Origin of the sequence: Variovorax sp. IB41 (genome assembly GCF_016405905.1) — a bacterium.
Taxonomy (GTDB): domain Bacteria; phylum Pseudomonadota; class Gammaproteobacteria; order Burkholderiales; family Burkholderiaceae_C; genus Variovorax.
In genome coordinates this window covers 83031-107204 of sequence record NZ_JAEFCB010000013.1, presented here as the reverse complement: position 1 = coordinate 107204, position 24174 = coordinate 83031, and the positions used below count along the sequence as shown (strand labels likewise).

21 protein-coding genes are annotated in these 24174 nt (G+C 66.4%); 7 read left to right on the top strand and 14 right to left on the bottom strand.

Annotated elements, in window-relative coordinates; genetic code table 11:
* Nucleotides 1–13: 13 nt before the first annotated feature.
* Nucleotides 14–676, bottom strand: a complete 663-nt coding sequence (locus JC881_RS22120; protein ID WP_198787824.1) for an NAD-dependent epimerase/dehydratase family protein — start codon at nt 674–676, stop codon at nt 14–16.
* Nucleotides 677–692: 16 nt separating this feature from the next.
* Nucleotides 693–1103 carry a thioredoxin family protein gene (locus JC881_RS22115; RefSeq protein ID WP_233101972.1) on the bottom strand — a complete coding sequence of 137 codons (411 nt, stop codon included), beginning with the start codon at nt 1101–1103 and terminating at the stop codon, nt 693–695.
* Between the two features lie 121 nt (nt 1104–1224).
* Here JC881_RS22115 and JC881_RS22110 point away from each other — a divergent pair, with 121 nt between their 5' ends.
* Nucleotides 1225–1563 carry an Mpo1-like protein gene (locus JC881_RS22110; RefSeq protein WP_198787823.1) on the top strand — a complete coding sequence of 113 codons (339 nt, stop codon included), beginning with the start codon at nt 1225–1227 and terminating at the stop codon, nt 1561–1563.
* Between the two features lie 84 nt (nt 1564–1647).
* On the opposite strand, the gene JC881_RS22105 is transcribed toward JC881_RS22110, so the two are convergent.
* The 5 genes from JC881_RS22105 to JC881_RS22085 all read right to left on the bottom strand — a co-directional run bounded on the left by JC881_RS22105 (nt 1648) and on the right by JC881_RS22085 (nt 10297).
* Nucleotides 1648–1845: a hypothetical protein gene (locus JC881_RS22105; protein ID WP_198787822.1), complete on the bottom strand. Its 198-nt coding sequence runs from the start codon at nt 1843–1845 to the stop codon at nt 1648–1650.
* Nucleotides 1846–1896: 51 nt separating this feature from the next.
* A complete protein-coding gene (locus JC881_RS22100) occupies nt 1897–3591 on the bottom strand; it encodes a tetratricopeptide repeat protein (RefSeq protein ID WP_198787821.1) in 1695 nt (564 codons plus the stop codon).
* Nucleotides 3592–3593: 2 nt separating this feature from the next.
* Nucleotides 3594–5849: a phospholipase D-like domain-containing protein gene (locus JC881_RS22095; RefSeq protein ID WP_233101963.1), complete on the bottom strand. Its 2256-nt coding sequence runs from the start codon at nt 5847–5849 to the stop codon at nt 3594–3596.
* Between the two features lie 20 nt (nt 5850–5869).
* Nucleotides 5870–8764: a type VI secretion system Vgr family protein gene (locus tag JC881_RS22090; protein ID WP_233101962.1), complete on the bottom strand. Its 2895-nt coding sequence runs from the start codon at nt 8762–8764 to the stop codon at nt 5870–5872.
* 321 nt (nt 8765–9085) lie between these two features.
* Nucleotides 9086–10297 (bottom strand): YihY family inner membrane protein, encoded by a 1212-nt coding sequence (locus tag JC881_RS22085; protein WP_198787820.1) that lies wholly within the window; start codon nt 10295–10297, stop codon nt 9086–9088.
* Nucleotides 10298–10403: 106 nt separating this feature from the next.
* Between JC881_RS22085 and JC881_RS22080 the strand changes: the two genes are divergently transcribed.
* Together JC881_RS22080 and JC881_RS22075 are read left to right on the top strand one after the other, a co-directional pair.
* Nucleotides 10404–10820 carry a DUF2069 domain-containing protein gene (locus tag JC881_RS22080; RefSeq protein WP_198787819.1) on the top strand — a complete coding sequence of 139 codons (417 nt, stop codon included), beginning with the start codon at nt 10404–10406 and terminating at the stop codon, nt 10818–10820.
* Nucleotides 10817–12247, top strand: a complete 1431-nt coding sequence (locus tag JC881_RS22075; RefSeq protein WP_198787818.1) for an FAD-binding oxidoreductase — start codon at nt 10817–10819, stop codon at nt 12245–12247. Before JC881_RS22080 ends, JC881_RS22075 begins: the two co-directional genes overlap by 4 nt.
* Here JC881_RS22075 and JC881_RS22070 read toward each other — a convergent pair.
* From JC881_RS22070 to nthA, 3 genes are read right to left on the bottom strand one after another with little or no spacing between them, the layout of a single operon-like run.
* The gene (locus JC881_RS22070; RefSeq protein WP_198787817.1) at nt 12244–12618 is read right to left on the bottom strand and encodes a nitrile hydratase accessory protein; all 375 of its coding nucleotides are present in this window, start codon (nt 12616–12618) and stop codon (nt 12244–12246) included. The two genes, JC881_RS22075 and JC881_RS22070, sit on opposite strands and share 4 nt — an antisense overlap.
* The gene (gene nthB / locus JC881_RS22065) at nt 12615–13280 is read right to left on the bottom strand and encodes a nitrile hydratase subunit beta (protein ID WP_198787816.1); all 666 of its coding nucleotides are present in this window, start codon (nt 13278–13280) and stop codon (nt 12615–12617) included. Before nthB ends, JC881_RS22070 begins: the two co-directional genes overlap by 4 nt.
* Complete coding sequence (gene nthA, locus JC881_RS22060) at nt 13277–13921, bottom strand: nitrile hydratase subunit alpha (protein WP_443083366.1); 645 nt, start codon at nt 13919–13921, stop codon at nt 13277–13279. The genes nthB and nthA overlap by 4 nt, the downstream gene beginning before the upstream one ends.
* 72 nt (nt 13922–13993) lie before the next feature.
* Between nthA and JC881_RS22055 the strand changes: the two genes are divergently transcribed.
* The 4 genes from JC881_RS22055 to JC881_RS22040 all read left to right on the top strand — a co-directional run bounded on the left by JC881_RS22055 (nt 13994) and on the right by JC881_RS22040 (nt 16880).
* A complete protein-coding gene (locus tag JC881_RS22055) occupies nt 13994–14836 on the top strand; it encodes a thymidylate synthase (protein ID WP_198787815.1) in 843 nt (280 codons plus the stop codon).
* A gap of 4 nt (nt 14837–14840) precedes the next feature.
* Nucleotides 14841–15359, top strand: a complete 519-nt coding sequence (locus JC881_RS22050; RefSeq protein ID WP_198787814.1) for a dihydrofolate reductase — start codon at nt 14841–14843, stop codon at nt 15357–15359.
* Entirely contained in the window at nt 15356–16480 is a 1125-nt protein-coding gene (locus JC881_RS22045) for a phosphatidate phosphatase App1 family protein (protein ID WP_198787813.1), read from the top strand. Before JC881_RS22050 ends, JC881_RS22045 begins: the two co-directional genes overlap by 4 nt.
* A gap of 160 nt (nt 16481–16640) precedes the next feature.
* Nucleotides 16641–16880, top strand: coding sequence for a hypothetical protein (locus JC881_RS22040; protein ID WP_198787812.1), 240 nt, complete (start codon nt 16641–16643; stop codon nt 16878–16880).
* 25 nt (nt 16881–16905) lie between these two features.
* On the opposite strand, the gene JC881_RS22035 is transcribed toward JC881_RS22040, so the two are convergent.
* The 4 genes from JC881_RS22035 to JC881_RS22020 form a co-directional block, all read right to left on the bottom strand.
* Nucleotides 16906–17934, bottom strand: coding sequence for a lysylphosphatidylglycerol synthase domain-containing protein (locus tag JC881_RS22035; protein ID WP_233101961.1), 1029 nt, complete (start codon nt 17932–17934; stop codon nt 16906–16908).
* A gap of 15 nt (nt 17935–17949) precedes the next feature.
* Nucleotides 17950–18156 (bottom strand): hypothetical protein, encoded by a 207-nt coding sequence (locus JC881_RS22030; RefSeq protein WP_198787811.1) that lies wholly within the window; start codon nt 18154–18156, stop codon nt 17950–17952.
* Nucleotides 18157–18275: 119 nt separating this feature from the next.
* The gene (locus tag JC881_RS22025) at nt 18276–20333 is read right to left on the bottom strand and encodes a hypothetical protein (RefSeq protein ID WP_198787810.1); all 2058 of its coding nucleotides are present in this window, start codon (nt 20331–20333) and stop codon (nt 18276–18278) included.
* Between the two features lie 66 nt (nt 20334–20399).
* Complete coding sequence (locus tag JC881_RS22020) at nt 20400–24128, bottom strand: glycosyltransferase (RefSeq protein ID WP_198787809.1); 3729 nt, start codon at nt 24126–24128, stop codon at nt 20400–20402.
* Nucleotides 24129–24174: the final 46 nt, after the last annotated feature.

Sequence of the window (24174 nt, the reverse complement as noted above, 5' to 3'; positions counted from 1 at the left end):
GAGGATCGATCGATCAACGCAGCGCGTTGATGTCCGCCGGATCGAGCAGCACCTTCGGCGCGCCGCCGCGGGCCACGGCCAGCATGGCCAGGCCGATCTGCTCGGAGGTCGTCACCTTGTCGGGCCAGAACCGGTAGGCCAGGCTCAGCAGCGGCGAGATCACCATGTAGACGCTGTGGTACAGCGGCGTCTTGGAACGCGCGCCATGCAGCGGCTGGATGATGCCGGGGCGGAACATGTAGGCCGCCTTGAACGGCAGGCGCAGCAAGGCGTTTTCGGTCGCGCCTTTCACCCTTGCCCACATGCTGCTGCCGCGCTCGCTGCTGTCGGTGCCGGAGCCGGTCACGTAGGTGAAGGTCATGCCCGGGTTGAGCCGCGCGAGCACGGTGGCCGCGGCCATCGTGAGGTCGTAGGTGACGTGGCGGTAGTCGTCTTCCTTCATGCCGACCGACGAGACGCCCAGGCAGAAGAAGCACGCGTCGAAGCCCTGCAGCTGCGGCTCGATGGCGGAGTAGTCGTACATGTCCTTCACGACCAGATCCTGCAGCTTGGGATGCTGCTGCCCCGTGGCGTTGCGCCCGACCGCGACCACGCGTTCCACGTCGGGGGCCATGAGGCACTCGCGCAGCACGCCCTGCCCCACCATGCCGGTGGCGCCGAAGATCAGGATGTTCATGGGAGGACGGGTCCGGTTAAACCGAGAACGTCGCCGGCTTCTTGTTCAGCACGGCAAGGAGCAGATCGACATCCAGGCTCGAAGGCTGCGGCGACTGCAGGGCGCCGAGCATGCGCGACAGCGTTTCGGCATGCGGCAGCAGCGGACCGAGGAAACGCGTGCCGTCGGCACCGGCGACCAGCAGCGTGGGGAAGGTCTCCACGTCGAAGCCGTCGGCGATGTCGGCGTGGTCCTCGATGTCGACCCAGCCGAAGCGCAGCTGCGGATGCGCGCGCGCCACCTGCTCGAACAGCGGCCGGTAGTCGCGGCAGGTGCCGCACCATTCGGCGCAGAGGCACACGACCCACAGCGCATCGCTGGCCGGATCGGCGCGATCGGCGCGATCGGCGCGATCGGCGGCATGGGTGGCTGCGGAGGAATCGGGCAAGGCGCTCAAGGCTGATGCGTCGGTGGTGTGAAGGGGGACCGGGGTGGTGCGGCCGCAAGGTCGTGGCTATTATGGACAAAGCCTGCACAAAAGGCGCTCCCGCGCCAAGGAGACCCGCACGATGAACACCACGACTGCCCCGGAATCTGCCGTCGATCCGCGCCGTTTCAAGAGCTTTGCGCAGTTCTATCCCTTCTACCTGACCGAGCACGCCAACCGCACCTGCCGGCGCCTGCACTTCGCGGGCTCCACGCTCTCGCTGCTGTGTCTCGTGGCGCTGGTGGTCACGCTCAACCCCTGGTGGCTGCTGGCCGGCGTACTGGTGGGCTATGCCTTCGCCTGGGTCGGGCACTTCGGCTTCGAGAAGAACAAGCCGGCCTCGTTCAAGCGGCCGCTCTATTCCTTCATGGGCGACTGGGCGATGTACCGGGACATCTGGCTGGGGAAGGTGAAGATCTGAGCGGCTTGGGCAACCCGCGCGCATTGCGCTCGCTTTCGGCGTTGCACGTTGCCGCTTGGGCAATGGATGCTGGAGCCGCTCGATTCAGTCAGTGGTGTTGGCATTGATCGAACTGTTCTGGAACTCGGAGTTCTCGAAGAAACTGCCGTAGTAATAGACCCGCTCACCGGTGATGCCATCGCCCTTGATGCCGTCGCAGTGGCAGTGGCAGTGGCAGTGGCAGTCGAAGATGTCCACCTGATTCCATTGGCAGTTGATGAAGCCCAGGTTCTTCCAGATCACCCAGACGCCCCCGAGGTTCTCTTTGCGCTACCTGACATTCCCATTTGCTTTCTAGCCATTCCTGACAGCCCCCGATGCACCGAGCAATTTGCTCAAGGTCACATGGACATGCCCCGAGGCATCCACCTGGTTGGGGTCCCCGCACCAATGCCAACGGATATCCCTGGCCGCCACTGTGATCCCTCCCGGTTCGTGCAATGTGCTTGGCACTGGGAAGGGCTGGCCCTGCTCGATGTAGGCTTGCTGCCAGCGGTCGTGGAAAACCGCGTAGTGCTCGTGCTCTTTCTTCAGGCGAGCAGACCAGATGCCGGTCTGCGGACAAGGTGCGGTGCCGCTGCAACGGGTCGGTACGTCCGGCTCTAGCAAATAGCGTGCAATTCCCTGTGCCACGTCCGGATGAGTCGATGATGCCAGCCGCACGGGCGAGCCCTCGTAGTGCCAGGACACGGCGCCATAGCCGGGAGGGATCTGTTCCGCCAGATTGGGAAGCGGCTCGCCGCGCTTGAAATGCAAGGGCACCTGGGCCGCGTTCCAGTCGACTTGCCAGTCACCCCTCACCACATCGATCCGAGGGAGCCAGTAGCCGGTGAAGTGGGCGTACTGCTTGGCCTTGAGGCTCCATGGCCTGCCCTGGTTGTCGTAGGCGTTCTCGCCAGGCGGCAGTGTGATGTTGCCGGTCAGCACAAAGCCTTGAGGGATGTGGGCTCGGCCGGTACGGTTGGCTCCTGGCGTGGCCGGCGTTGGCTGTTTGACGATGACCGCCTTGGCGGCATCGATCAGCGTCTCGCGCTTGCCGTCCCAGAAGGGGAGTGGCGCTGGCGGCAGCGGCAGCACCTTGTCGAGATTGGGGAAGCGAAGGTCGGGGTTGAGTTCGAGGGCTTCGTATAGCGTGCTGTAGCGTTTATCACGGGTCTTGTCGATCAGGTTGCCTGTTAAGGGCCTGGCAAGACCAAAGCTGACGGACAGATCACGTGCGCAGTTCTTGCAACCCAGTTTCACGCCTTCGTGATAAATCTGGAGCGCACGCAGATACTCCTTCTCTGTATTTTTCTCTCTGTTCCCAGTTGTCAGAGCTAGCTCATAAGCCGCATCGCCATTGCCCTGCGCGAAACCGCATTCGAGCATTTTGAGCGCCACCTCCCGGTTACCCCAGAAACCCTGCTCAGGGTTGTCATAAGTCCCCTTCAATTTGGGCCCCAAATACGCCTGCGCTGCCGAGCTGCCCATGTCCGCCGCCAATTGCCAGAACGCATAGGCTCGGCTCGTGTCACCCTTCACGCCTATGCCACGCTGGTGGTAAGTACCCATCTTGTCGAAGGCTGCGGGCACGCCTTGCTTCATCAACCCTTCGACAATCAGCACGGCCTGCTCGCTGTCTTGCGGCATGCCCAGGCCACTCTCATACAGCCCCGCCAAGTTCATGGCAGCTTTCCAATGGCCCAGCGTCGCCGCCTGCGTCCAAAGCTCCGCTGCCTTGGTGTAACCGCGCTTGTCGGGCAGCAGCTCATAGCTGGTCACCACCATGCCCCGCTGAAACAGCGCCTCGGCCTCTGCCGTGGTGGGCGGGTTGACATCGGCCTCGTGCTTGCATGTGAAGTCGGCCCGGTGTGGGTCGAAAGCCTTCAGGTTCATATTGCGAGGCAGAGTACTCATGTTGCAGGCGGTGAAATTCAAAAGAGTAAAAGCGAGGGCCAGCAACGCTGCCGGCCAGCGAAACGGATTGATGCGAGGGATAGACTGAGGCATGCTCATCCAGCCCGAATGCTGCTGGTGCGCTCATCAAGGAACTTGACGAGGAAACTGGACAAAGATTCACCGACCGTTTTCCTATCCAAATTGGCGCTGGCCTCTGCCTCCCAACGCCTGAACGTCTCTGACATTACTTCCTGATCCGTCGCATCCCCCTTCCCATCGAACTGTCCTTTGGTGTGTTGTTTCCACACCCGCTGCCGCAAGTCCTTGGCCTTCGACGCGTCGTCGCTGGCGATATTGATCTCGCTGTCCACCGCGAAGCTGCGCAGATTCAGGTTGGCGCTGCCCAGCGTGAACATGCTGTCGTCGATGATCATCAGCTTGCTGTGGATGTAGACCTCGCGGTAGCGCTGGGCCGTCGCGTTCTTGAGTTCCTTGCTGCGATCGGGTGGCTGCGCCGGAGGGATGGGGGTGTCGACAGAACCGGACCAGCCGCCCGCCTTGATGCTGAGAGCCCTGTCCTCCGCTTGAGTGGCCAGGCGCTTTTTCCAGGCCTGCAAGTCCTGCGCATAACGCCGCTTTTCTTCGTCGATGCGTTTGGCGACGGGCAGATCGGACTGGCTCCACTTGTCATCGAAGGCCCATAGGCTTGCCACCAGTGTGCGCATACGCAGCACATTGGTCAGCTCGTCGCGCGCAGCCTTGCTCTCTTTGCCCTTGCTTGCTGCCTGGTGGGAGCGCGCAAGGTCGGACAGAGGGGGCGGCATTCTCGGCATCGGGGTCGGATAACCCTGTTTGCGCTGGTAGTCAGCGCTGCTTTTTTCTCGGTACTCGGCCATCTCCCGCTCGAACACGGCATGCTGGTCCAGTTCCTGCCGGACCTTGCGGTCCTGTTCAGGCATGGAATCCCCGTGACCGAGTTCGACCACCGTATCGTGCGTGCGCGGCACCATCAAGTCGCGCTCGGGCGTGGGCGTGACCACCAGCACATGCAGCACAGGGATGCTGGCCAGCGGGACTGGTGGCGTGGCGCTCGTGCAGCCTTGTACGTAGTTCTGGCGATGGGTTTTCAGGGCGCGAGCCCAGTCGGTGTTCTGGAAATACTGGTTCTCGATGTAAAGGTAATGGCGCGCAAAGCTGCTGGCTTGGTAATACAGCCGCTCGATGGAGCGCTCGCCGCCTTCTTTCTTGGGCAGCGTGCGCACGATCTGCGCACGGCTGCATGGGACAGTCAGGTTCTGGGTGAGCCGCTTGGGCGGCTCTTTCAGGTTGACCTCGCCGCCAGCCGGGCTGCCAGCGCCATCGCCTTCGGCCTTGGCGGCGTTCCACGCTTCGGCAAAGTTCTTGTACACCGCCACCAACGCATCACCCTCCAGACGGCAAGCAAAGTCCTGATATGGCTTGAGTGTGGTCTTGTCAGCGGAGGGAACGTCCCAGTCCTTGCCGGCGGAGTGGTCCGTGGCGCCGCCCTCGAAGTTCTGCCCGCGCCGAGGATCGTTGAAGGCGTGATCCTGGGAGTCCCAATAATCGGTGACGGAGTTCAGCCCCATCACGTAGGCGCGGGGACGCGTGCCCCCATAGTCGATCACGATGGTCTTTTGGTGATGGGTCGCCAGTCGCTCGAGCCCAAGCCGCTCGAGGCCCGTCACGGTCGCGCCACGTTCGAGGGCCTCCGCCTTGAGCTCGGCCAACACGTCTTCATGAACGCCGCTGCGCGTGCGCAGCGACAGCTTTTCTATCTTCCCGGCCGCCACGTCGCGAAACCAGCGGGCGTTGAAGACTTCACGCTTGTCTTGTCCTTGAACCGGTTCGGGCAGCGGGGGCAGTTGTCCATGTGGAGCGAAGGCGGCTGCCATGCCTCTGGACGACGCCGCCTTGAGTTCGTAGCTGGCGCCTTTCTTGTAGCCCGGCATGTTGTTGTCAGACAAAAGAAGAGCTACGCCGTCATGCCAAGACAGTAGGCGCACCTGAACCTTCTTCTTGCTCTTGAGCTTGCCCTCGGCGGCATCCCGCAGTAAATCCCCAAAGGTATCGCCGCGCTTCCATGGACCCGCGCTGCGGGTCAACTCCATCGCGGGATCAAAGCCCCAGCACACAATGTCGATGGATTCTTCAGCCTCGCGGATATCTTTGGCAATCTCTCTGAACCCGTCTTCGCCGCAGATGTATACCGAGAGGTTGTTGTAGTGGAAGACCGGTGTCTTCTCATCCTCGTTGTTCTCAAGATGCCATTGAAGACTGCCCGTGGTACAGCGGCTAGTGTCGCTGAGCGGATTGATGGACTTTTGCTGGGTCTTGGGTGGCGTAGCCATGATGGATATGTCTCGTCGGCTCAGGTTTCGTCGGGGCCGCCCTGGCGGTGCTGGTAGTGCTGCCGGCGGTCGCCGAGGTCATCCTGGGCAGCGCGGTAGCCATGGGCGGCAAGCTTTTGGTCGACGCTCTTCAACCGCGCTGTGACCGGCAGCTCGAACTCGTTGCCATTGGTCAGCTTGACCTGGTAAGCGCCTGTGCCTTCCTGGTGGTCCTCGATCAACACTTGACCCAGCGCATCCGTGACGCTTTTCTTGACCTCTGCGCCATCCTTGTAGAGCGTGTAGGGCTCCATCGCGATGGCGCGCCCATCTTCGGCATGCGAGCGCAGCACGAAGGTGCGTGTCGTCTTGACGTCCTTCAGGCTGGAGCTTCCGTCCACGGGGATGGTGGGCGCGTTCTTCGGCCCGACCATGCTGTGCGTCGCGGCGTACTCGACGTGCTTCCCGGTCGTGGCTTCCTCAATGCCTGCGGCATTCAGGCAGATGTAGCTTCCACCACCATTGAGCACCAGCTCCTCCTTGGCGGTGATGGTGATCTTGTTGGCCACCTGGACGATGTTCAGCCTGGCAATGATGCTGATGCTGTCCTTGAGCGCCTTGATGTCGATGTCACCGCCATACGCGAACAACCGAATGCCTGCCTTGTACGCAAAGAACCGCAGCGCCTGCTTGGCACTGACCAAAAAGCTCTGGCCCGCCGAGATACTGGTGTGCGCACCACTGGTGAGTGCCACATGCTCGCCGGCTTGCACATGGGTGCTTTGCGCACTGGTGCTCTGGATGCCCGCAGGCGAGGCCAGCACGAGGTGTGGCTCGTCGAGTTCAGGGAATTGGCCCGCTTCGGGTCTGCTTTGCTTGCCTGCGCCTTTGATGGCGTCGTTCTGGTTCTTGAGCGTCCTGGCGACTTCATCCTGATCGCCCGCATCCTGCGCCTTGGCTTCCTGCGCAGCACTGCCCAGCGACTCGTGCAGATCGCGACCCTGCGTCAGGCGTGCAACGGTCTCGCCCATGTCGGTGAGGTGGGCCTGGGCGTTGGGACGCCCCTCGGTGGTGACGAGCAGGCCGTCTTTGGCGCGCAGGACGCCGTGCCCGTCTGTACGCAACTCGAACCCTTCGCCCCGAGCGTCCTTGCGGCCTGCATTGCCTTCCACACGGGTGATATGTCCCAGGCTCAACTGGCTGTGCTGGTGGTCGCTCTTGAGCTGGACTTGAATCTTTCCAGCTGTGTCGTCCATCGTGAGGCTGTTACTGCGGCCGGCCGCGCTGTTGCCGCCCTCCGGGGTCAGCTCTCGGCTCCTGAAGCCGCTCAGCGCCGATTGCCCTGGCAACGCCCACGGCGGCAGGTTGCCCTGGTTGTGCAGCCGCCCAGTGCACACCGGCAGGTCCGGATCGCCGCCGATGAAGTCGACGATCACCTCCTGGCCGATGCGCGGAATGTGCACGCCGCCCAGCTGGTTGCCCGCCCACGGGCTCGATACCCGAATCCAGCAGGTGCTGTGCTGGTTCTTGGGTCCGAGGCGGTCCCACGGGAACTGCACCTTGATGCGGCCCAGTTCGTCGGTCCAGAGGTTTTGCCCCTCGGGGCCGACCACCAGCGCGGATTGCGGCCCGTGCGTGAAGGGCTTGGCCTGCAGGAGCACCGGCCGCAGTGGCTCTGCCATCGGATGCGCGGTGAAGTCCACTTCGACCTTCCAGCGCTGGCCTCTGTCGGGTACGGCCTCCTTGATCTGGCTGTCCAGCGCCACATCCTCGATCAGCAGTTGCGTGCCCAGGATCAGGTACTCGGCATTGGCCTTCTGGCGCGGATGCTTGCGCAGCTCGAAGCTGCAGCCAGGGACCATGCCGCGCAGGTTGCCACTGGCCCTGGCGCGCGCACCGTGGGTGCGCAGCGCCTGCATGCGCAGCAGCGCCAATTGGCGGCCTTCGCCTTGCGGGTCATTGGCCTCGGCCCTGCCCGCGCGCGGCTGCACGTAGTGACTGCCGGCTTGGCCGGCATGCCACTGGTAAATCTCGCCATCGGCCTGACCCGTCGGACGCGGATCGCTGCGGCCGACGCTCAAGTCAGCCCTCGGGCGCGTGTAGTCGTAGTCGCGCGTCGCGTACCTGCCGCTGGTGAGCTGGCTGTGCGGCACGAAGCTGTGCACGTACTCGGCATCCAGCTTCCAGCCCGGGGCGTGGTACTCCACCTCTTGGTAGGCAGCGCTCGCGTTCTTGTTGTACGCGCCCATGTTGTCGATGAGCACGAGGCGGTGCATGCCTTCGCTGTGCGCGAAGAAATAGCTGATGCCCCATTCCTGGCACAGGCGGCTGAAGAACTCGAAATCGCTCTCGTTGAACTGCGTCTGGTAATCGCGTGGCGGGTAGGTCTCGATCAGGCGTTTGTCGACGGCGAAGTCGTAGCCGGCCAGCAGTTCGTCCAGCACCTCGGCAACGGTCTTGTTCTGGAAGATCTTGCAGTCGGTGGTCAGCGTGGCAAGGTGCAACCACGGGCGCAGCGTGAGCCTGTACCGGACGTGGCGGCCCTCTTCGCCCCACATGGCGGCGTCGGTGATCAGCGCATTGATCTGACGCACGCCCGCGCCGATGTGATCGACCGATGCACCGACAGCGCCCGCAACGAATTGCCCCGCGCCGTCCAGCTGGATGTTGCAGGTGATCTCGCGGCCGATGAAGCTGTCGAGGTCGAAGTCGGCGGCACCGCTCGCCCCGAGGTTCAAGGCATCGGGGGTCTTCAGAAGCAGTTCGTATTCGAACAGCGCGTTCAGGCCCTCGTGGCCCGAAAGGCGCGCCGGCTCCAGCGCAGGCCGGCCCGCGATCACGGGGATCGCCGCGCTCTGTATGGCCAAGGTATGCGCCATCCTTTTCCCTCCATTTGATTCAGGACGGGCAGTCTGCTGTGTGCGGAGCCGCACCATTGCAAACAATGGTCAAACGCCCGATTGCTTGAAAAGCCGTTGGACAGAGCGTGGAAAATTCCCGCGGCAAGCGAAGGCCGCGCAATTCAAAGTTCGTTGCCGCAGGGGCTCAGGCGATCAAGCGCAACGCGCATCGATCGCGATGCAGGCACCCTGCATGCGCAGGCGAGCAGGCCACATTGCTCATTGCGCGAGACCTGTCGAGATGCGCTCATCCACATGCCGCCGCCGCGAGCTGGCGCAGGCGCAGCACACCGCTGCTGCAACGCAATCCCTCAGGAATGCCGGCGGCGTTGCGAACTGAAGACTCGGGCGATCCCGCTAGATCAGCAGCACGTCGCCCAGGCGGAGAGACCGCAGCGGGCCTTTCTGCCAGAGGTCTTCGAGCGGCTCGGCCTGCGGCATCAGGAGTTCCTTGAGCAGCGGCTCGATGGATGTCGAGGGGTCGGCCAGCAGCACGTAGCGCGGGTCTTCGTTGGCGGGCTCCTCGGCCAGTGGCGCGATCCAGTCGAGCGCGACCAGCGTCTCGATCACCGGCACGAGCTGCAGCGCATCGACGCGCATGCGCGTCACCAGTTCGCCCGCGCCGATGCCCTTGGCCGGCGTGGCCTGCGCGCGCGCCAGGTGCTGCAGCGTTTCCATGGCCAGCTGCAGCGGCCAGCCCGCCGCGCCGCCGCGCCGCGCCACGCCCGTGAGCAGGCTCGGCAGGTAGGCCGCGATGACCGCGCCGAGCAGCACGATCACCCACGCCACGTAGATCCACACCAGCAGGATCGGGAAGGTCGCGAACGCGCCGTACAGCACCGAATAGGTCGGCACGAGGCTCAGGTAGTAGGCCAGCACGCGCTTGGCGATCTCGATGGCCGCCGCCACGAAGATGCCGCCGGCCCAGGCGTGCGACCAGCGCACGTTGGTGTTGGGCACGTAGTGGTAGAGCGAGGCCATGCCGACCGCGAGCAGCACGAATTCGAAGGTGTCGAAGAACAGCTTGACCATGCCGCGCCCCACCACGTCGCTCGTGGCCGAGACCACATAAGAGGTGGTCGACAAACTCACCGCGAGGATCACCGGCCCGAGCGTGATGGCCGCCCAGTAGATCAGCACCCGCTGCGCGAAGGGCCGCGGCGTTCGCACGCGCCAGATGTTGTTGAGCGTCTTGTCGATCGTGAGGATCAGCGCGATGGCGGTGATCAGCAGCACGATCAGGCCCGCGATCCCGAGGCCACTGGCCTTGCTCGCGAACTGGTTCAGGTAGCCGAGCACCTGGCGCGCGATGTTGTCGGGAATCAGGCTCTCGATGAGCCATCGCTGCAGGCGGCCCTGCATCTTGGCGAACATCGGGAACACGGTGAAGAGCGCGAGCGCCACCGTGAAGAACGGGACCATCGCGATGGTCGTGGTGAAGGTCAGGCTGCTGGCCGTCAACCCGAGGCGGTCTTCGCGAAAGCGCTCGCCCAATACCGCAGCGGTGTTGCGCCACGGAAAACGCGAAAGATCCCTCCAAAGCTGCCGACGATTCATGGCCGGTATCATAGGATCTGAACTCTCCCCAGTCTCCGCGCACTTCGTGTCGCTGCGCCACCCCCCTTCCGGGGGCAACACCAGCGGCCCGGCGAAGCCGGTTCCGCGGTGTCCGCCCATGCAACCCAATTCGCCGCTTCCGCCCTCTTCCGTCCGCGCCACCAGATGGCTTGCCGTGGGCAGCCTCGTCGGGCTGATCGTGCTGGGCCTGGCCTGGGAGCTGTGGCTCGCGCCGCTGCGGCCCGGCGGCTCGCTGCTCGCGCTGAAGGTGCTGCCGCTGGTGATTCCGCTCGCGGGGCTCTACAAGAACCGCATGTACACCTACCGCTGGGTCAGCCTGATGATCTGGCTCTATTTCACCGAGGGCGTGGTGCGCGCCTGGAGCGACACCAACGGCGTGGGGCAGGTGCTCGCGCTGGTCGAGGTGCTGCTGTGCCTGGTGCTCTTCGCAGCCTGCGCGTGGCATGTGCGCCTGCGGTTGCGCCATGCCAAGGCCGCTGCCGCTGCCCGCCAACTGGAGGCTTCCGCCCAATGACTTCTTCTTCCGTTGCACTGATCGACCAATTGCGCGCCATCGTCGGCCCGACGCATGTGCTCAACGAGGGCGACCTCACCGCCTACGAGCAGGACTGGCGCAAGCGCTCGCGCGGCAAGTCGCTCGCGGTGGTGCGCCCCGCGAATGCGCAGCAGGTGGCCGACGTGGTCAAGGCCTGCGCCGCGGCCGGCACGGCCATCGTGCCGCAGGGCGGCAACACGGGCCTGGCGGTCGGCTCGATTCCCGACGACAGCGGCACGCAGGTGGTGCTGAGCCTGCAGCGGCTGAACGCGATCCGCGCCATCGACGGCGCCAACCTCACGATGACGGTCGAGTCCGGTTGCATCCTGCAGACGCTGCAGGATGCCGCGGAGAAAGCGGGCTACCTGTTCCCGCTGAGTCTCGCGGCCGAGGGCAGTTGCACCATCGGCGGCAACCTCGCGACCAACGCGGGCGGCACGCAGGTCGTACGCTACGGCAACACGCGCGAGCTCTGCCTGGGCCTGGAAGTGGTCACGCCGCAGGGCGAAATCTGGGAGGGCACGAGCGGCCTTCGCAAGGACAACACGGGCTACGACCTGCGCGACCTCATGATCGGCAGCGAAGGCACGCTGGGCATCATCACCGCCGCGACCATGAAGCTCTACCCGCTGCCGGCCGCGCAGCTCACGGCCTGGGCGGCAGTGCCTTCGCTGGACCACGCGGTCACGCTGCTGGGCCTCGCGCACAAGCACCTGGGCTCGGGGCTCACGGGCTTCGAGGTGATGGGCAAGTTCGCGCTGAGCCTGGTCGACAAGCACATGCCGCAGCTGCGCGTGCCCTTCATCGCCGATGAAGCTGTGCCCTACTGCGTGCTGCTGGAGAACTCCGACAGCGAATCCGAAGACCACGCGCGCGCGCGCTTCGAGGCACTGCTGGAGACCGCTTTCGAAGACGGCTGCGTGACCGACGCGGTGGTGGCCGAGAACCTCACGCAGGCGCACCAGCTCTGGCACATCCGCGAGAGCATTCCGCTCGCGCAGGCCGAGGAAGGTCTGAACATCAAGCACGACATCTCGATTCCGGTGTCGCGCATTCCGGCCTTCGTGGCAGAGACCGATGCGCTGCTCCAACGCGAGATCGCCGGCGTGCGCCTGGTGAACTTCGGGCACCTGGGCGACGGCAACCTGCACTACAACGTGCAGGCACCGGAGAACATCGACACCAAGGCCTTCCTGAAGAACGAAGAGGACCGCATCAACACGCTGGTGTACGACGCGGTCGAGAAGTTCGGCGGCTCGTTCTCGGCCGAGCATGGCGTGGGGTCGCTCAAGGTCGACAAGCTCGAGAAGCACAAGTCGCCGGTGGCGCTGGAGATGATGCGGGCGATCAAGCGCGGGCTCGATCCGAAGAACACGCTGAACCCGGGGCGCGTGATCCGCGTCTAGCCGGGAAAGTCTTCGCCGCGCAGCTCGATCGGCTGCCCGTGCGGCGTGCGGTCGGCCGCGTGGTCCCAGGCGTGGCGGTAGCGCGCGAGTTCGTCGCCCGAGCTCGCGCCCTTGCGGGCCACGAGGCCTTCGAGCGCGGCGAGCCAGTGGCGGTAATAGGTATCGCCGGTGTCGGGATCACCCCCAGCCTGCGCGGCGGCGATCTCCGATGCCAGCGCCTCGGCCCACTCGACCCAGGTGAAGAGGCCGCGCTCGTGCAGCGCGAGCGTCATCGCGAAAGCCTGTGCTTCCCAGGGCTCCTTGAACACCGGGCCGTCGGCATCGCGCGGCATGCCGGGTGCGAGCGGCAGCGGTGGCATGCCCCCCGTCATGCGACCGCTTCCAGATAGCTCTCCCACGCATCGACCGACACGGAGAGATTCTGTGTGACCGCTTGCTCGCCCCAGAGCTCGGCCTCCTCGAAGACCACCGTGTAGAGCCACTGCGGCTGTTCGCCCAGGCCTTGCGCATGCGCATCGGCGAACACGTGCGCGCCGTGGATGTGCTCGATCGTGCCGCGCTTGCCCTGCACATAGCCCGGCAGCCGCGTGTGATGGTCGACCTTGCCGAGGTGCATGCGCACCGCCTGCCCGACGGCGAAGCGCGCGGGCCCCGGCTCGGGGCGTTCGGTGGGCGAGCCCTTGGCGAGCACCGCGGGCACGTTCGCGGCCTGCAGCACGCGGGCGACCGGCGCGGGCGGATGCTTCATCTCGCCGGTCGCGATCTCGTCGGGGAAGACCTGCGCGCGCTGCAGCATCAACTGCTCCAGCGCACCGAGCCAGATCTGGTAGTAGCTCAGGTCGCGATAGTCGGGCAGCGTCTCGCGCACGGCACGGCTCGCATCGATGTTCCATGAGCCGGTCGCGCCCATCGCGAGCGTGAGGGCCAGCGCGCGCGGCTCCCAATCGGCGTGAAAGAGTTCGCCCTCGGGCTCGGGCGTGACCGGGCCGAAGCCGGGCTGGCCGCCGAGGTCGGCATGCGTGACGTAGCTCATGCGGCGCTCCCCGCCGAGGGCGCTTCGACCAGACGCGTGCCGATCATCGAATCGCGCGAGACCAGCGCGGCGAGCTCCTCTTCGCTCATTTCCTCCGTGCCCGCGGGCCGCTGCGGAATCACGAGGTAGCGCACCTCGGCGGTCGAGTCCCAGATGCGAATGCGCGTGGTCTCGGGCAGCGTGGTGCCGAAGTCGGCCAGCACGCCGCGCGGGTCCTTCACGGCGCGGGAGCGGTAGGGCGCGCTCTTGTACCAGGTGGGCGGCAGGCCGAGCACGGGCCACGGGTAGCAGCTGCAGAGGGTGCACACGACCATGTGGTGCTGCTCGCCCGTGTTCTGCACCGCCACCATGTGCTCGCCCTGCCGGCCTGTGTAGCCGAGCGATGCGATGGCGGCCGTGGCATCGGCCATCAGCCAGTCGTGGAATCTTTGGTCGACCCAGGCCCGCGCCACCACCCGAGCGCCGTTGCGCGGGCCGATGCGGGTCTGGTAGGTGTCGATCAGCGCGTCGAGCGCGGCGGGGTCGATGTAGCCCTTCTGCGTGAGCACGCTTTCCAGAGCGCGCACGCGCAGGTCCATCTCGCCGAGTTCGCTGTGGTCGCGGCCGTGTTCATGGCTGTCCGTGGGGTGGTCTTGGCTCATGGCCGCCATGCTAAGCGGTGGCACTTAAAATCCAAAAAACCGCCCCTGACAGCCCCTTATCCCAGTCCGTCCATGACCTCCACGCCCACCCGCCCCGTCCGCTCCCAGTACGAAGACTTCATGCGCCACGTGGACACCCACGGCGTGTTCAAGAGCGACCGCACGGGCACGGGCACCAAGAGCGTGTTCGGCCACCAGATGCGCTTCGACCTGAACGAGGGCTTTCCGCTGGTGACCACGAAGAAGGTGCACCTCAAATCCATCATCCAGGAACTGCTGTGGTTCCTGACCGGCTCGAGCAACAACAACTGGTTGAAGGAACGCGGCGTCACCATCTGGGACGAATGGGCGCGCGAGGACGGCGACCTGGGTCCGGTGTACGGCGTGCAGTGGCGCAGCTGGCCCACGCCCGATGGCGGGCACATCGACCAGATCTCCGACGTCATCAAGACCCTGAAGACCAACCCCGATTCGCGCCGCATCATCGTGAGCGCCTGGAACGTGGCCGAGCTCTCCAAGATGGCGCTCATGCCCTGCCATGCGTTCTTCCAGTTCTACGTCGCGCCGCCGCAGGCCGAGGGCGAGCGCGGCAAGCTCAGTTGCCAGCTCTACCAGCGCAGTGCCGACATCTTCCTGGGCGTGCCCTTCAACATCGCGAGCTACGCGCTCCTCACGCACATGGTCGCGCAGCAGTGCGACCTCGATGTGGGCGACTTCATCTGGACCGGCGGCGACTGCCACATCTACAGCAACCACGCCGAGCAGGTGAAGCTGCAGCTCAGCCGCGATCCGTACCCCTACCCCACGCTGAACATCAAGCGCAAGCCCGATTCGATCTTCGGCTACCAGTACGAGGACTTCGAGGTGCTCGACTACAAGCACGGCGATCCGATCAAGGCGCCGGTCGCGGTCTGAGCGCATGAGTGCCCGCATCAACCTCATCTACGCCCGCGCCGCCAATGGCGTCATCGGCGCCAACGGCACGATCCCGTGGCACCTGCCCGAGGACATGGCGCACTTCAAGCAGCAGACCGCCGGCGCGCCGGTGATCATGGGCCGCAAGACCTGGGATTCGCTGCCGCCGCGCTTTCGTCCGCTGCCGGGGCGACAGAACATCGTGGTCACGCGGCAGGCCGATTGGCGCGCGGAAGGGGCGCTGCCGGTGGGTCATCTTCGCGATGCGCTCGCGCTTTGCGCGGAGGCCGCATCGCCCGAGGTGTGGGTGATCGGCGGCGCGCAGATCTACGCCGAGGCCGAGCCGCTGGCGCAGCGCGCGGTCGTGACCGAGATTGCGCGCGACTACGAAGGCGATGCACACGCGCCCGTGCTCGACAGCGCGGCATGGCGCGAGACGCAGCGCACATCGCACGTCTCGGCCAAGGACGGTCTGCCCTACAGCTTCGTGACCTACGAACGCATCGCCGCCGCGAACGCATGAGCGACGACAGCCCCATCCACCCGCCCGCGCTCCAACTGAAGCGCCGGTCCGTGGTGATGGGCGCGGCCTTGCTCGCGGGCCTTGCGCCGATGCAGGCGCTGCGGGCCGCCGAGCCGCTCGAGGCCGATGAAGAAGCGCTCTTCATGCCCGGCACGGCGCGGCCCACCGCCGACGGCCGCCTCGAGGTCGACATCCACGCCTGGATCTTCGAGCGCGAACGGCGCTGGGGCCTGGACGCCGCGCTGGCGCGCTACCTCGGGCTGAACCTCAAGAAGCTCTCGCCCACGGCGCGGCTGCGCTTCAACCAGCGCACCGCGCTGTTCCATGCCGAATCGGAAGAAGGCAAGCTGATCGACATCGTCTTCGACGGCACGCAGACCCGCGTGAAGATGCCGGCCTCGACCGCGGACGGCCGCACCAACCTGCGCTTGGTGGTCGATGCGCCGCGCACCACGGCGCCGGTGCAGTGGCTGCAGTTCCACGGCGTGACGGGGCCAGGCGAACTGATCCCCCGCTTCAGGGGGCAGGCGCTGGTGGTGCCTGCAGAGGGCGTGTCGGTGATCTCGGACATCGACGACACCATCAAGCGCACGCAGGTGCGCGACCGGCGCGAGATGCTGCTGAACACCTTCGCGCGCCGCTTCGAGGCGGCGCCCCGCATGGCGGCGTACTACCGCGCGCTCGCGCAGGTGCCGGACACGCGCTTTCACTATCTCTCGGCGAGCCCGATGCAGCTCTATCCCGCGCTCGCGGATTTCGTTCGCGACAACGACTTTCCCGCCGGCAGCATGCACCTGCGCGAGAGCACCACGTGGCGCACGCTGATCCCCGGCGCGGAGGATTCGCGCGCGCACAAGCTGGGCGTGATCGACCGGCTGCTCACCGAATTTCCGCAGCGCCGCTTCGTGCTCGTGGGCGATTCGGGCGAGGCCGATCCGGAGATCTACGCGCAGGTGTGGCGGGCGAACCCGCAGCGCATCGACAGCATCGTGATCCGCGACGTGACCGACGAAGGGCGGCGCGCCGATCGCTACCGCGCGACCTTCGAGGGGATCGATCCGGTGCACTGGCACATCCTCATGCCCGACACCACCGCCTGGCCGCTTCAAGCCAGCAGATAGCTTGCTGCAGTGCAGCGGCAAACGGTTGCGCACGCACTGCGCGCACAAAGTGAAAACTTCCGTACAAGTGTCAAAAGGGCATGCCCGGCAGAGGGATTAGCCACAGCTAATTGTTTGTGCGCACAATGTCCGAACCGCCATCAAGACAAGGAGACGGCTCATGTCCATGGAGTTTCTTCGGGTGATTTCGGAGCAGAGATTGCCCTATGTGATCCACACGCCCGCAGACATCGACAGGCTGCGCGTGCTGCGCGCGGCCGACCTGGTCACCGCGTTCATTCCGCCTTCCGAGCGCACGCCCCACGAGCGCGCGATTCGCCAGCTCGCGCAGGTCGAATCGATCACCGCCAAGGGCAAGCTGGCGCTCAACAAGGCCACGTCGGCATTCATCGAGTTATGAGTTCACGCGGCTTTTTTCATCCGCGTCAGGGCTGCGCGTTGTCCAGCGGATGGCTCGACGCATACCGCTCCAGGAACACATAGAGCACCAACCCGCCGGCCAACGGCAACAGGTAATAAAGCGCGCGGTAAGCGAGCACCGCCCCCATCAGCGCACCCTGCTTCACGGTGCCTGACAGCAGCGCGAGATACACCGCTTCGAGCACCCCGAGCCCCGCGGGAATCGGCGTGATCACACCGACGATCGATGCGGCCATCAACACGCCCAGCGTGGTCGCATACGGCACCTGCTGGCCGAGCAGCAAGTACATCGCCGAACCCATCAGCGCCCAGTTCGTGGTCGACAGCGCCAGCTGCACCATCGCGAGCCGTGCGCTCGGAAATTTCAGCCGCCGGTTTCTCACGCGCCATTCGCGGCCGCGCAAGACCGCGCAGGCCACGACATAGGCCACGGCCAGAAGAATCATCACGACGCCGATCGCACGCAGCGCGCCCGATCCGATGGGCGCGCGGCTCGGCGGCGCGATGGCGCCGGCCGCGAACAGCCCGCCGGCGAGCAGCCCGTAGCCGAGCCAGTTGGTCGCGAGGCTGAGGCCGACGATCTGCGCCACGGCGGCTTCGTCCAGGCCCGCGCGCGCATACAAGCGCGCGCGCATCGCGATGCCGCCTACCAATGAGCCGAGGTTGAGGTTGAAGGCGTAGCTGGTGACCGCGATCGCCCAGGTGCGCCAGCGCGGCAGCGGATGGCGCGTGTGGCTCCGCCCGATCAGGTCGAAGCAGCCGTACAGCACGTGGCTTGCGGTGGCCAGGCCCAGCACACCGAGCAGCAGCCAGGGCGAGTAGCGTTGCAACGCATGCCAGGCGCCGGCCCAGTCCACCTTGTGCGCATGCGAGAGCAGGAGGCCGAGGATCGCGATGCCCACCAGTGGCAGCACCCAGCGGCGGCTGCGCTGCCAGAGCGAAGCCGACGCGCCGGGCACTGTCGCCGTCTGCCCGGCATCGGCGATGGCCGCGTCGGCCATGCCGGCCACGTCGGCCACGTTGCTGGTGCTCATGCCGCAGCTTGACGCTCAGGACCTGCCGTCGCCCGACTTCGCGGGTGTCCGGTCTTCGGCCGGGCCCGCGTCGTGCAGCTTGTGGTTGCGCACGTCCTTCATCAGCTTCTCGCCCTCGGTGTCGGTGCCGTCGCTGGGCACGGACTCCTCCTGCGTGATCTCGGGCTCCTCGTGGGGGCGCTGCGTGCCTTGTTGGCCCTGGTGCTTCGGCGTGGAACTCATGGGAAATCTCCTCTTTGATGTTCCATTCTTCGGCGGCCCGGGCAGCGCTTCCGCCAGCCACCGGCGACGGGGAATGCAGGACATCGCCCTGTCGCTGCGCCAACCGGCGCCTCCCGGGCCTAGCGTCCCACGGTGTCGTCGAACGGCGGGGAAGCCACCATGGCGGTTGCCGTCGTCCTCACCAGCACGAGCTGGTTGTGCTCCTGGGTGATCGCCTTCTCGTAAGGCTGCACGTTCGCATTCGCGTCGTACGCCAGGTAGGTTCCGTAGATGAGCGGCATCTTGTCCTGCAGCGTTCCGTCCTCGTCCCAGAAGCCCAGCAGATTCGACGGAATGATGAGCGGGCGCTCGGTCTTGTTGCCGCTCGCGTCGGTTTGGGAAATGAGGTTGGCCAAGGGCTGGAAGGGACACAGTTCCAGCCGCTTTTGCAGCGCGTCGACCCGGGCGATCATCGAGAAATTGCTGCCCGACCGCGACTCGGGAACGTCGGTGTAGGTCAGTTGCCCCGCGCCGGCGTAGCTCCTGATCACGTTGCCTGCGGAATCGGTGCGCGTTCCGGCCGCCCGGTAGCTGGCCTTGCTGTCCGATGCCAGGTGGAGATTCCAGCCCACTGGCTTGACCGTGCCGTCGACTTCGGTGCGCATCGCGTGGGCGTCGCCGCGCAGGTGCACCTCGACATCGAGCTTGACCGTCAACTCCCCCTCGTCGGAGCCCGAGGGCCTGTCCTCCAGCACGTAGCTGATATTGCCGCGCCATGAGGTCAGCACGCGCCGGTTGCTCTTGCGCTTGCGCGCCGTCACGACCACCTCGCCATGCGAGCCGGCCGGATCGCCCGTGCCGGTGGGCAACGTGAGTTCGATGCGGTCGTTCTTCCAGTCCTTCTCGGCCACGCTCAACTGCGCACCGCCGACGGTCACGCCGCCCAGGGTCGTGCCGAAGTTGCCGTGGATGACCAGCTTGTCCCCGTAGTCCATCTCCAGCTCGGTGATCACGGGATTGGACAGGTCGAAGCCATTGCCGAAGCGCTTGATCACCGCATCGGGCCCCGGGCGCTTTTTGTCCACGTTCGGCGTGATGAGCAGATTAGGAAACACCCCGCCATCCGTCTTCTCGCGCATGAAGGTCCACACGTCGTCCAGTTCGTACGCACGGTTCGTCGGATCGGCCGGGTCCCAGGCGTTGACGCCCGTGAGGCGGTCGAACATGTACCGCATCGAGACCGCGCCGTAGGCATTGCTGTTGCCGTCCCACGCGATGATCGTGCCGGCACCGGCCTGCGTCAGCGCGTCGCGGAACGAGATGGCCGCCGGCGAGCCCGATTCACAGGAAAGCGAAACGACCAGCGAGCCCTCCGAGAACGAGAGGTACTTGACGATGAACCCCGCGGTGATTCCGTAGACGGGCGGCGGGGCATCGTCTCTTTCCTCCTTGGCGCGGTCCCGGTTGCGGTGATAGATCAGGATGCCGGCGTCGAAATCGGCCTTGTACCTGGCCTCGTTCTCGTCGGTGGCGCGGGTTTCGGAGAACCAGCCGAACTGCTCGCGCCCGGTCTGGCCGATGACGGCCGAATGCGCCGCGACATAGAAGATGCCGATCTTCTGGCCCTTCAATGCGAGCAACGTCTCGACCAGGAAAGATCGATCGCCGTGCATGCGCCAGCCCCGCTCCTTCAGGGCGGCGGCATCGAGTTGCTGATACACCTTGACCTCCTCGAACTCCTCTGCCTGAGCCGACATGATCACGGCCAGGTCGCTGTCGGGCACCACGCCTTTTTGCGCGGCCTTCGGGGCGGCCGCGCGCAGCGTGGGAGCCGCTACCGGGGGGACATCCACTTTCCGCCAGTTGTCGGTGTAGGCGAAGTAGCGCCCGTCGGTGAAACGCGCCCACATGGAGCCGTTGCCCGGGCCGGCCTGGTCGAACTCGGGCTGGGTCAAGGCCCACTGGCTCAGCGCGACGAAGGGGTCCGGCGTATCGCTCGCGAGCAGTTCCTCGTATTTGTCGTGCAGCCGCCATGTGGCTTCCGACCGCTTGGCCAGCGGCATCCCTCCGGTCTCGCCCCCGCCCTCGGGCACGCCACCGCCGCCGACGGGGAAACCGATCCCGCCGCCACCTCCGCCCCCGCCGCCGCAAGCCGTCGCAAGCGCGGTCACGCTGACCGCCATTGCGCGCGCCATCATCTCGCGCCTCGTGCTGCCTGAAGAACTCATATCTCATCCCATACGGACACGGTCACTGTCCGCCAGTTAAACAAGGGCGGATAGACCAGTTCCGCAAGCGGACGATTCTTCAAGAGACAGCTGCAGCGGACCACAGCCCGAAGGCGCGAAAACACGGCCCGGCGTTCGCGCGTCGAGGCCGATGCCGATGCCGAGGCTGGAAGTGGTCACGGCCGATCGCGCGAGTTGCGCCAGGTGCGCGCGCTGTTCGGGCTGTTCACTGTCCCGGCTCGGCGCGAGGCCCGAGAGCAGGCCTTCGAGCTCGCGCGCCTGCGTGCGGTAGCCGCGGATGCCGTCGGCCGCCGGATGGCGCACATCGCCCCGCTTCGCGGGATCGGCCATCGCATCGAGGATGGCGGCCCTGAATGCGTCGGCGTCGCCGATCGGCACGATCGCGCCGTTCACCCCGTCCACGATGTCCTCGACCACGCCCCCCGAGGCCGTCGTGATGACCCAGAGGCCGCGCGCCAGCGCCTCGCGTGCGGCCAGGCCGAAGCTTTCTTTCCATTGCGATGGAATGAGCAGCACGTCGACGCCGTCGAAGAAGTCGTCCATGCCGCTCTGGTCGTAGGGCGGCGTCACCTCGATGCGTCCCGCGGCCTGCCATTCGCTCGCGTGGATGGACGGCGGGCCCATGCGCTGCGCGATGTCGGTGATGCGCAGCACGTAGTCCGATTCGGGCATCGATTCGAGGATTTCCTTGAGCCAGAAATAGCCCTTGTGCACTGCGCGTCCGCCCAGGTAGGCGAAGCGCACGGGCGTGCCGGGCTCGCGCGGCGCACGCGGCCGCGCCGGCAGCAGCACGCCGTTCTTGTTGACGACGATGCGCGAGGGGTCCGTTCCGTTGGCGATGTACAGCTGGCGCTGGAACTCGCTGGGCGTGAGCAGCAGCGCGGCCTCGTCCAGCACCTGCCGCAGGTAGAAGCTGCGCTTGTAGGTATGGGCGCTGTCGGCCACGCACCTGGAGCAGGTGCGCAGGTCGACGGTCTTCTGGCCGCAGTACCGCTGGTCCTCGCGCACCATGAACTGGCGCTCGCACAGCCACCACGCATCGTGCAGCGTGATGACGTAGGGAACGCCCTCCTCCACGCAGGCCTCGGCCAGCGAGGCGCTCAGCCACTGGATCGAATGCAGGTGGACCACGTCCGGGCGCAGCGTGCGAAGCGCCTGCACGAAGATCTCCTTCATCACCGGGTTGCGGTGCTCCAGGGCCGCCTCGCCGCCGACCGGCAGCTGCACGGCGATCACCGGCAGGCCGAGCGCCTCGTAGCGCACGACCTGGTAGGGCGCCAGCACCGGCTGCATGAGGCCGGTGAACACCGTCACGTCGCAACCGCCGTGCGCGAGTTCGCGGGCGAGCTGCTCGGCCACGATGGTGGCGCCGCCGAAGCTCAACGGCGCGAACAGCACGTTGGCCACGAGCACCTTCAGCCCCGTGGGCGCGGGCGGCGCCGGAAGATGCGCGACGACGGAATGCATCGATCCCGCGGCCAGCACGGCCGGGTGATAGCGCGCCATGGCCGTGCGATGGGCCTCCTCGCCCAGGCGGCGGCGCAGCGGCTCGCTCGCGACCAGTTGCATCAGCGCCTCTTCCCACTCGCGCGGATTGCGCGCCAGCATGCCGTTCTGGCCGTGCGCGATGACGCTGCCGAACGGCTGGGTGACCGAACACACGCTCGGCACGCCGAAGGCGGCCGCCTCTATGAACTTGATGTTGCTCTTGGCCTGGTTGAAGGTGGTGTTCTCCAGCGGCGCGATGTTGATGTCCCACCCGGCCACCGCGCGCAGGTAGTCGTCGGCGTCGAGAAACGGAATCCGGAAGATCCGCTCGGCATGGGCCGCGAGCGATTCGGGCAGCGTGAGCATGCCGTGGATCACCAGGCGCACGTGGGCGTGGCGCTTCATCACCGCGGCCAGCGCACCGGCGACGAGGGCGAAGTCCGCATCGTGCGTGCTGGAGCCGCTGCCGTAGCCGATCGTCACCGTATCGCCCGCGGCAAAGGACGGGCGCGGCGACCTGGCCGTCTCCTGCACGAGCTTCAGGATCGTCTCGTCCAGCCCGTTCTCCAGGGTGTGGACGCTGCCGGCCACGTGCGCGCGCATCTGGCGGGCGATCAGGCTCGTGCTGGCGATGCCGTGCTCGCACAGGCCGAGCATCTCGCGGTACAGGCGCGCGCCCTCCAGCGTCGCTTCGCGCTCCTTGCGCGGCAAGCCCAGCGCCTCCAGGCTGCCGCGGTACGCGTCCAGCTCGAAGATCAGGTCGTCCACGTCGTAGAAGCCGGGAATGCCCAGGCGGCGCGCCTCGCGCGCCAGGCGCCTGGCCTCCGCGAACGCGGGCACCCGGTAGAAGATGACGAGCCCGTGGAACTGCAGCGCGTTGTGGCAGGCCGCATCGCTGCGCCAGTCGAGCACGGTGGTGTCGCAGCCCAGCCGCTCCAGCATCGCCACCTTCTGGTCGACGCGGTATCGCTTGCATGCCGGCATCGACAGCTCCGCGACGATCAGGATCCGCCGCCCGAGGCGTGCGTGGCTGTGGCCCGTGAGGGGTTGTTCCCACGGTCGCTCGGCCTGGGGGGTGGAAAGCCGCCCGCCGGCCAGGATGCCCGGCGCAAGCCCGGGCTGCATCGCCGCCGCCTGCAGCAGGTGCCGCCCGGAACGCAGGAGGCGGTTGCGCTGCCGTTCATAGGCATCGCCGCGCCGCGTGCCGGCCGGAAGCCAGCGCGCGCGCAGTTCCCAGTAGCGCTGCACGAGTGCCCATCCCACGCTGCCGCGGATGGTGGAGAGCTCCGCGCCCTGCGCCACCAGCGTGGCGTTCAGCCGGCCGACCAGGCTCTCCTTGTGCGCCAGCTCCGCGGACAGGGCCTGCATCCGCACTTCGAGCCGATCGACCGCGGCGTCGCGGTGGCGCACCTCGGCGGCGCGCTCCTCGGCCTGGCTTCGCAGCGCCACCGCCTCGGACACCCGCTGCGCCTGGCCGGCGACTGCATCGTGCAGGCGATCGGCAAGCGCCTGCCGCTCCTTCGCCGAGCGCTCGAGCGCCACGCGCAATTCATCGGCCTTCAGCTGCGCGGTCAGCCGTGCGCCGAGCGTGAAAAAGGCCAGGCGCAGCGCGGTCGCCGCCTCGTCGGCAAGGCCGCACATCGCCCGCAGCGGCGGCGGAATTTCGGCGCCGACGCACAGCACGCCCAGCCCGTGGCCGTGCGCGAAGTGAAAGCCGTGATGGCGCTGGTGCAAGGCCATCCAGAGCTCGTGCCGTGCGCCCCCGAGGGCGGGCGCTTCGGTGCCATGGACCAGCACGATGCCCGAGCGGCTCATGCGGGGCAGCCACCGCGCGAGCGCGTCGTCCAGGCGCACGAGCGGGTGGCCGAGATCGACGTGCAGGAGGTCGATGCCTGCGTCATCGAAGGCGGCGGACGGATCGCCACCCGCGACTTCCGCAACGCGCGAGAAATGGCCGTAGAGCGGATCGTGATGGGCGCGCAGCGCCGCAGCAATGGGCGCGTCCGCGCCGGCACCGGACTCGCGCAGGACGAGGCCATGGCAACGCGTGGCAAGCCGGCGGTTCGCCACCACCTCGCAGCAGGCGCAGTACACGGCAGCATCCCGCGTTCCGAGTTCGACGATCGTGCGCGGCCGCAGGGTGTCGACCAGCCACATGACGAACGGAAGGTGCGCGATGGAGGTGCCGCCCGGCGGCAGGTGAGCGGGCGTGACGAGACAGATCGGGTGATCCATCGGATTCAGGAGAAGAGACATGGGCGGCATTCTTCCGCCCCCGGCGCCGGCTGCCCACAGCCGAAAG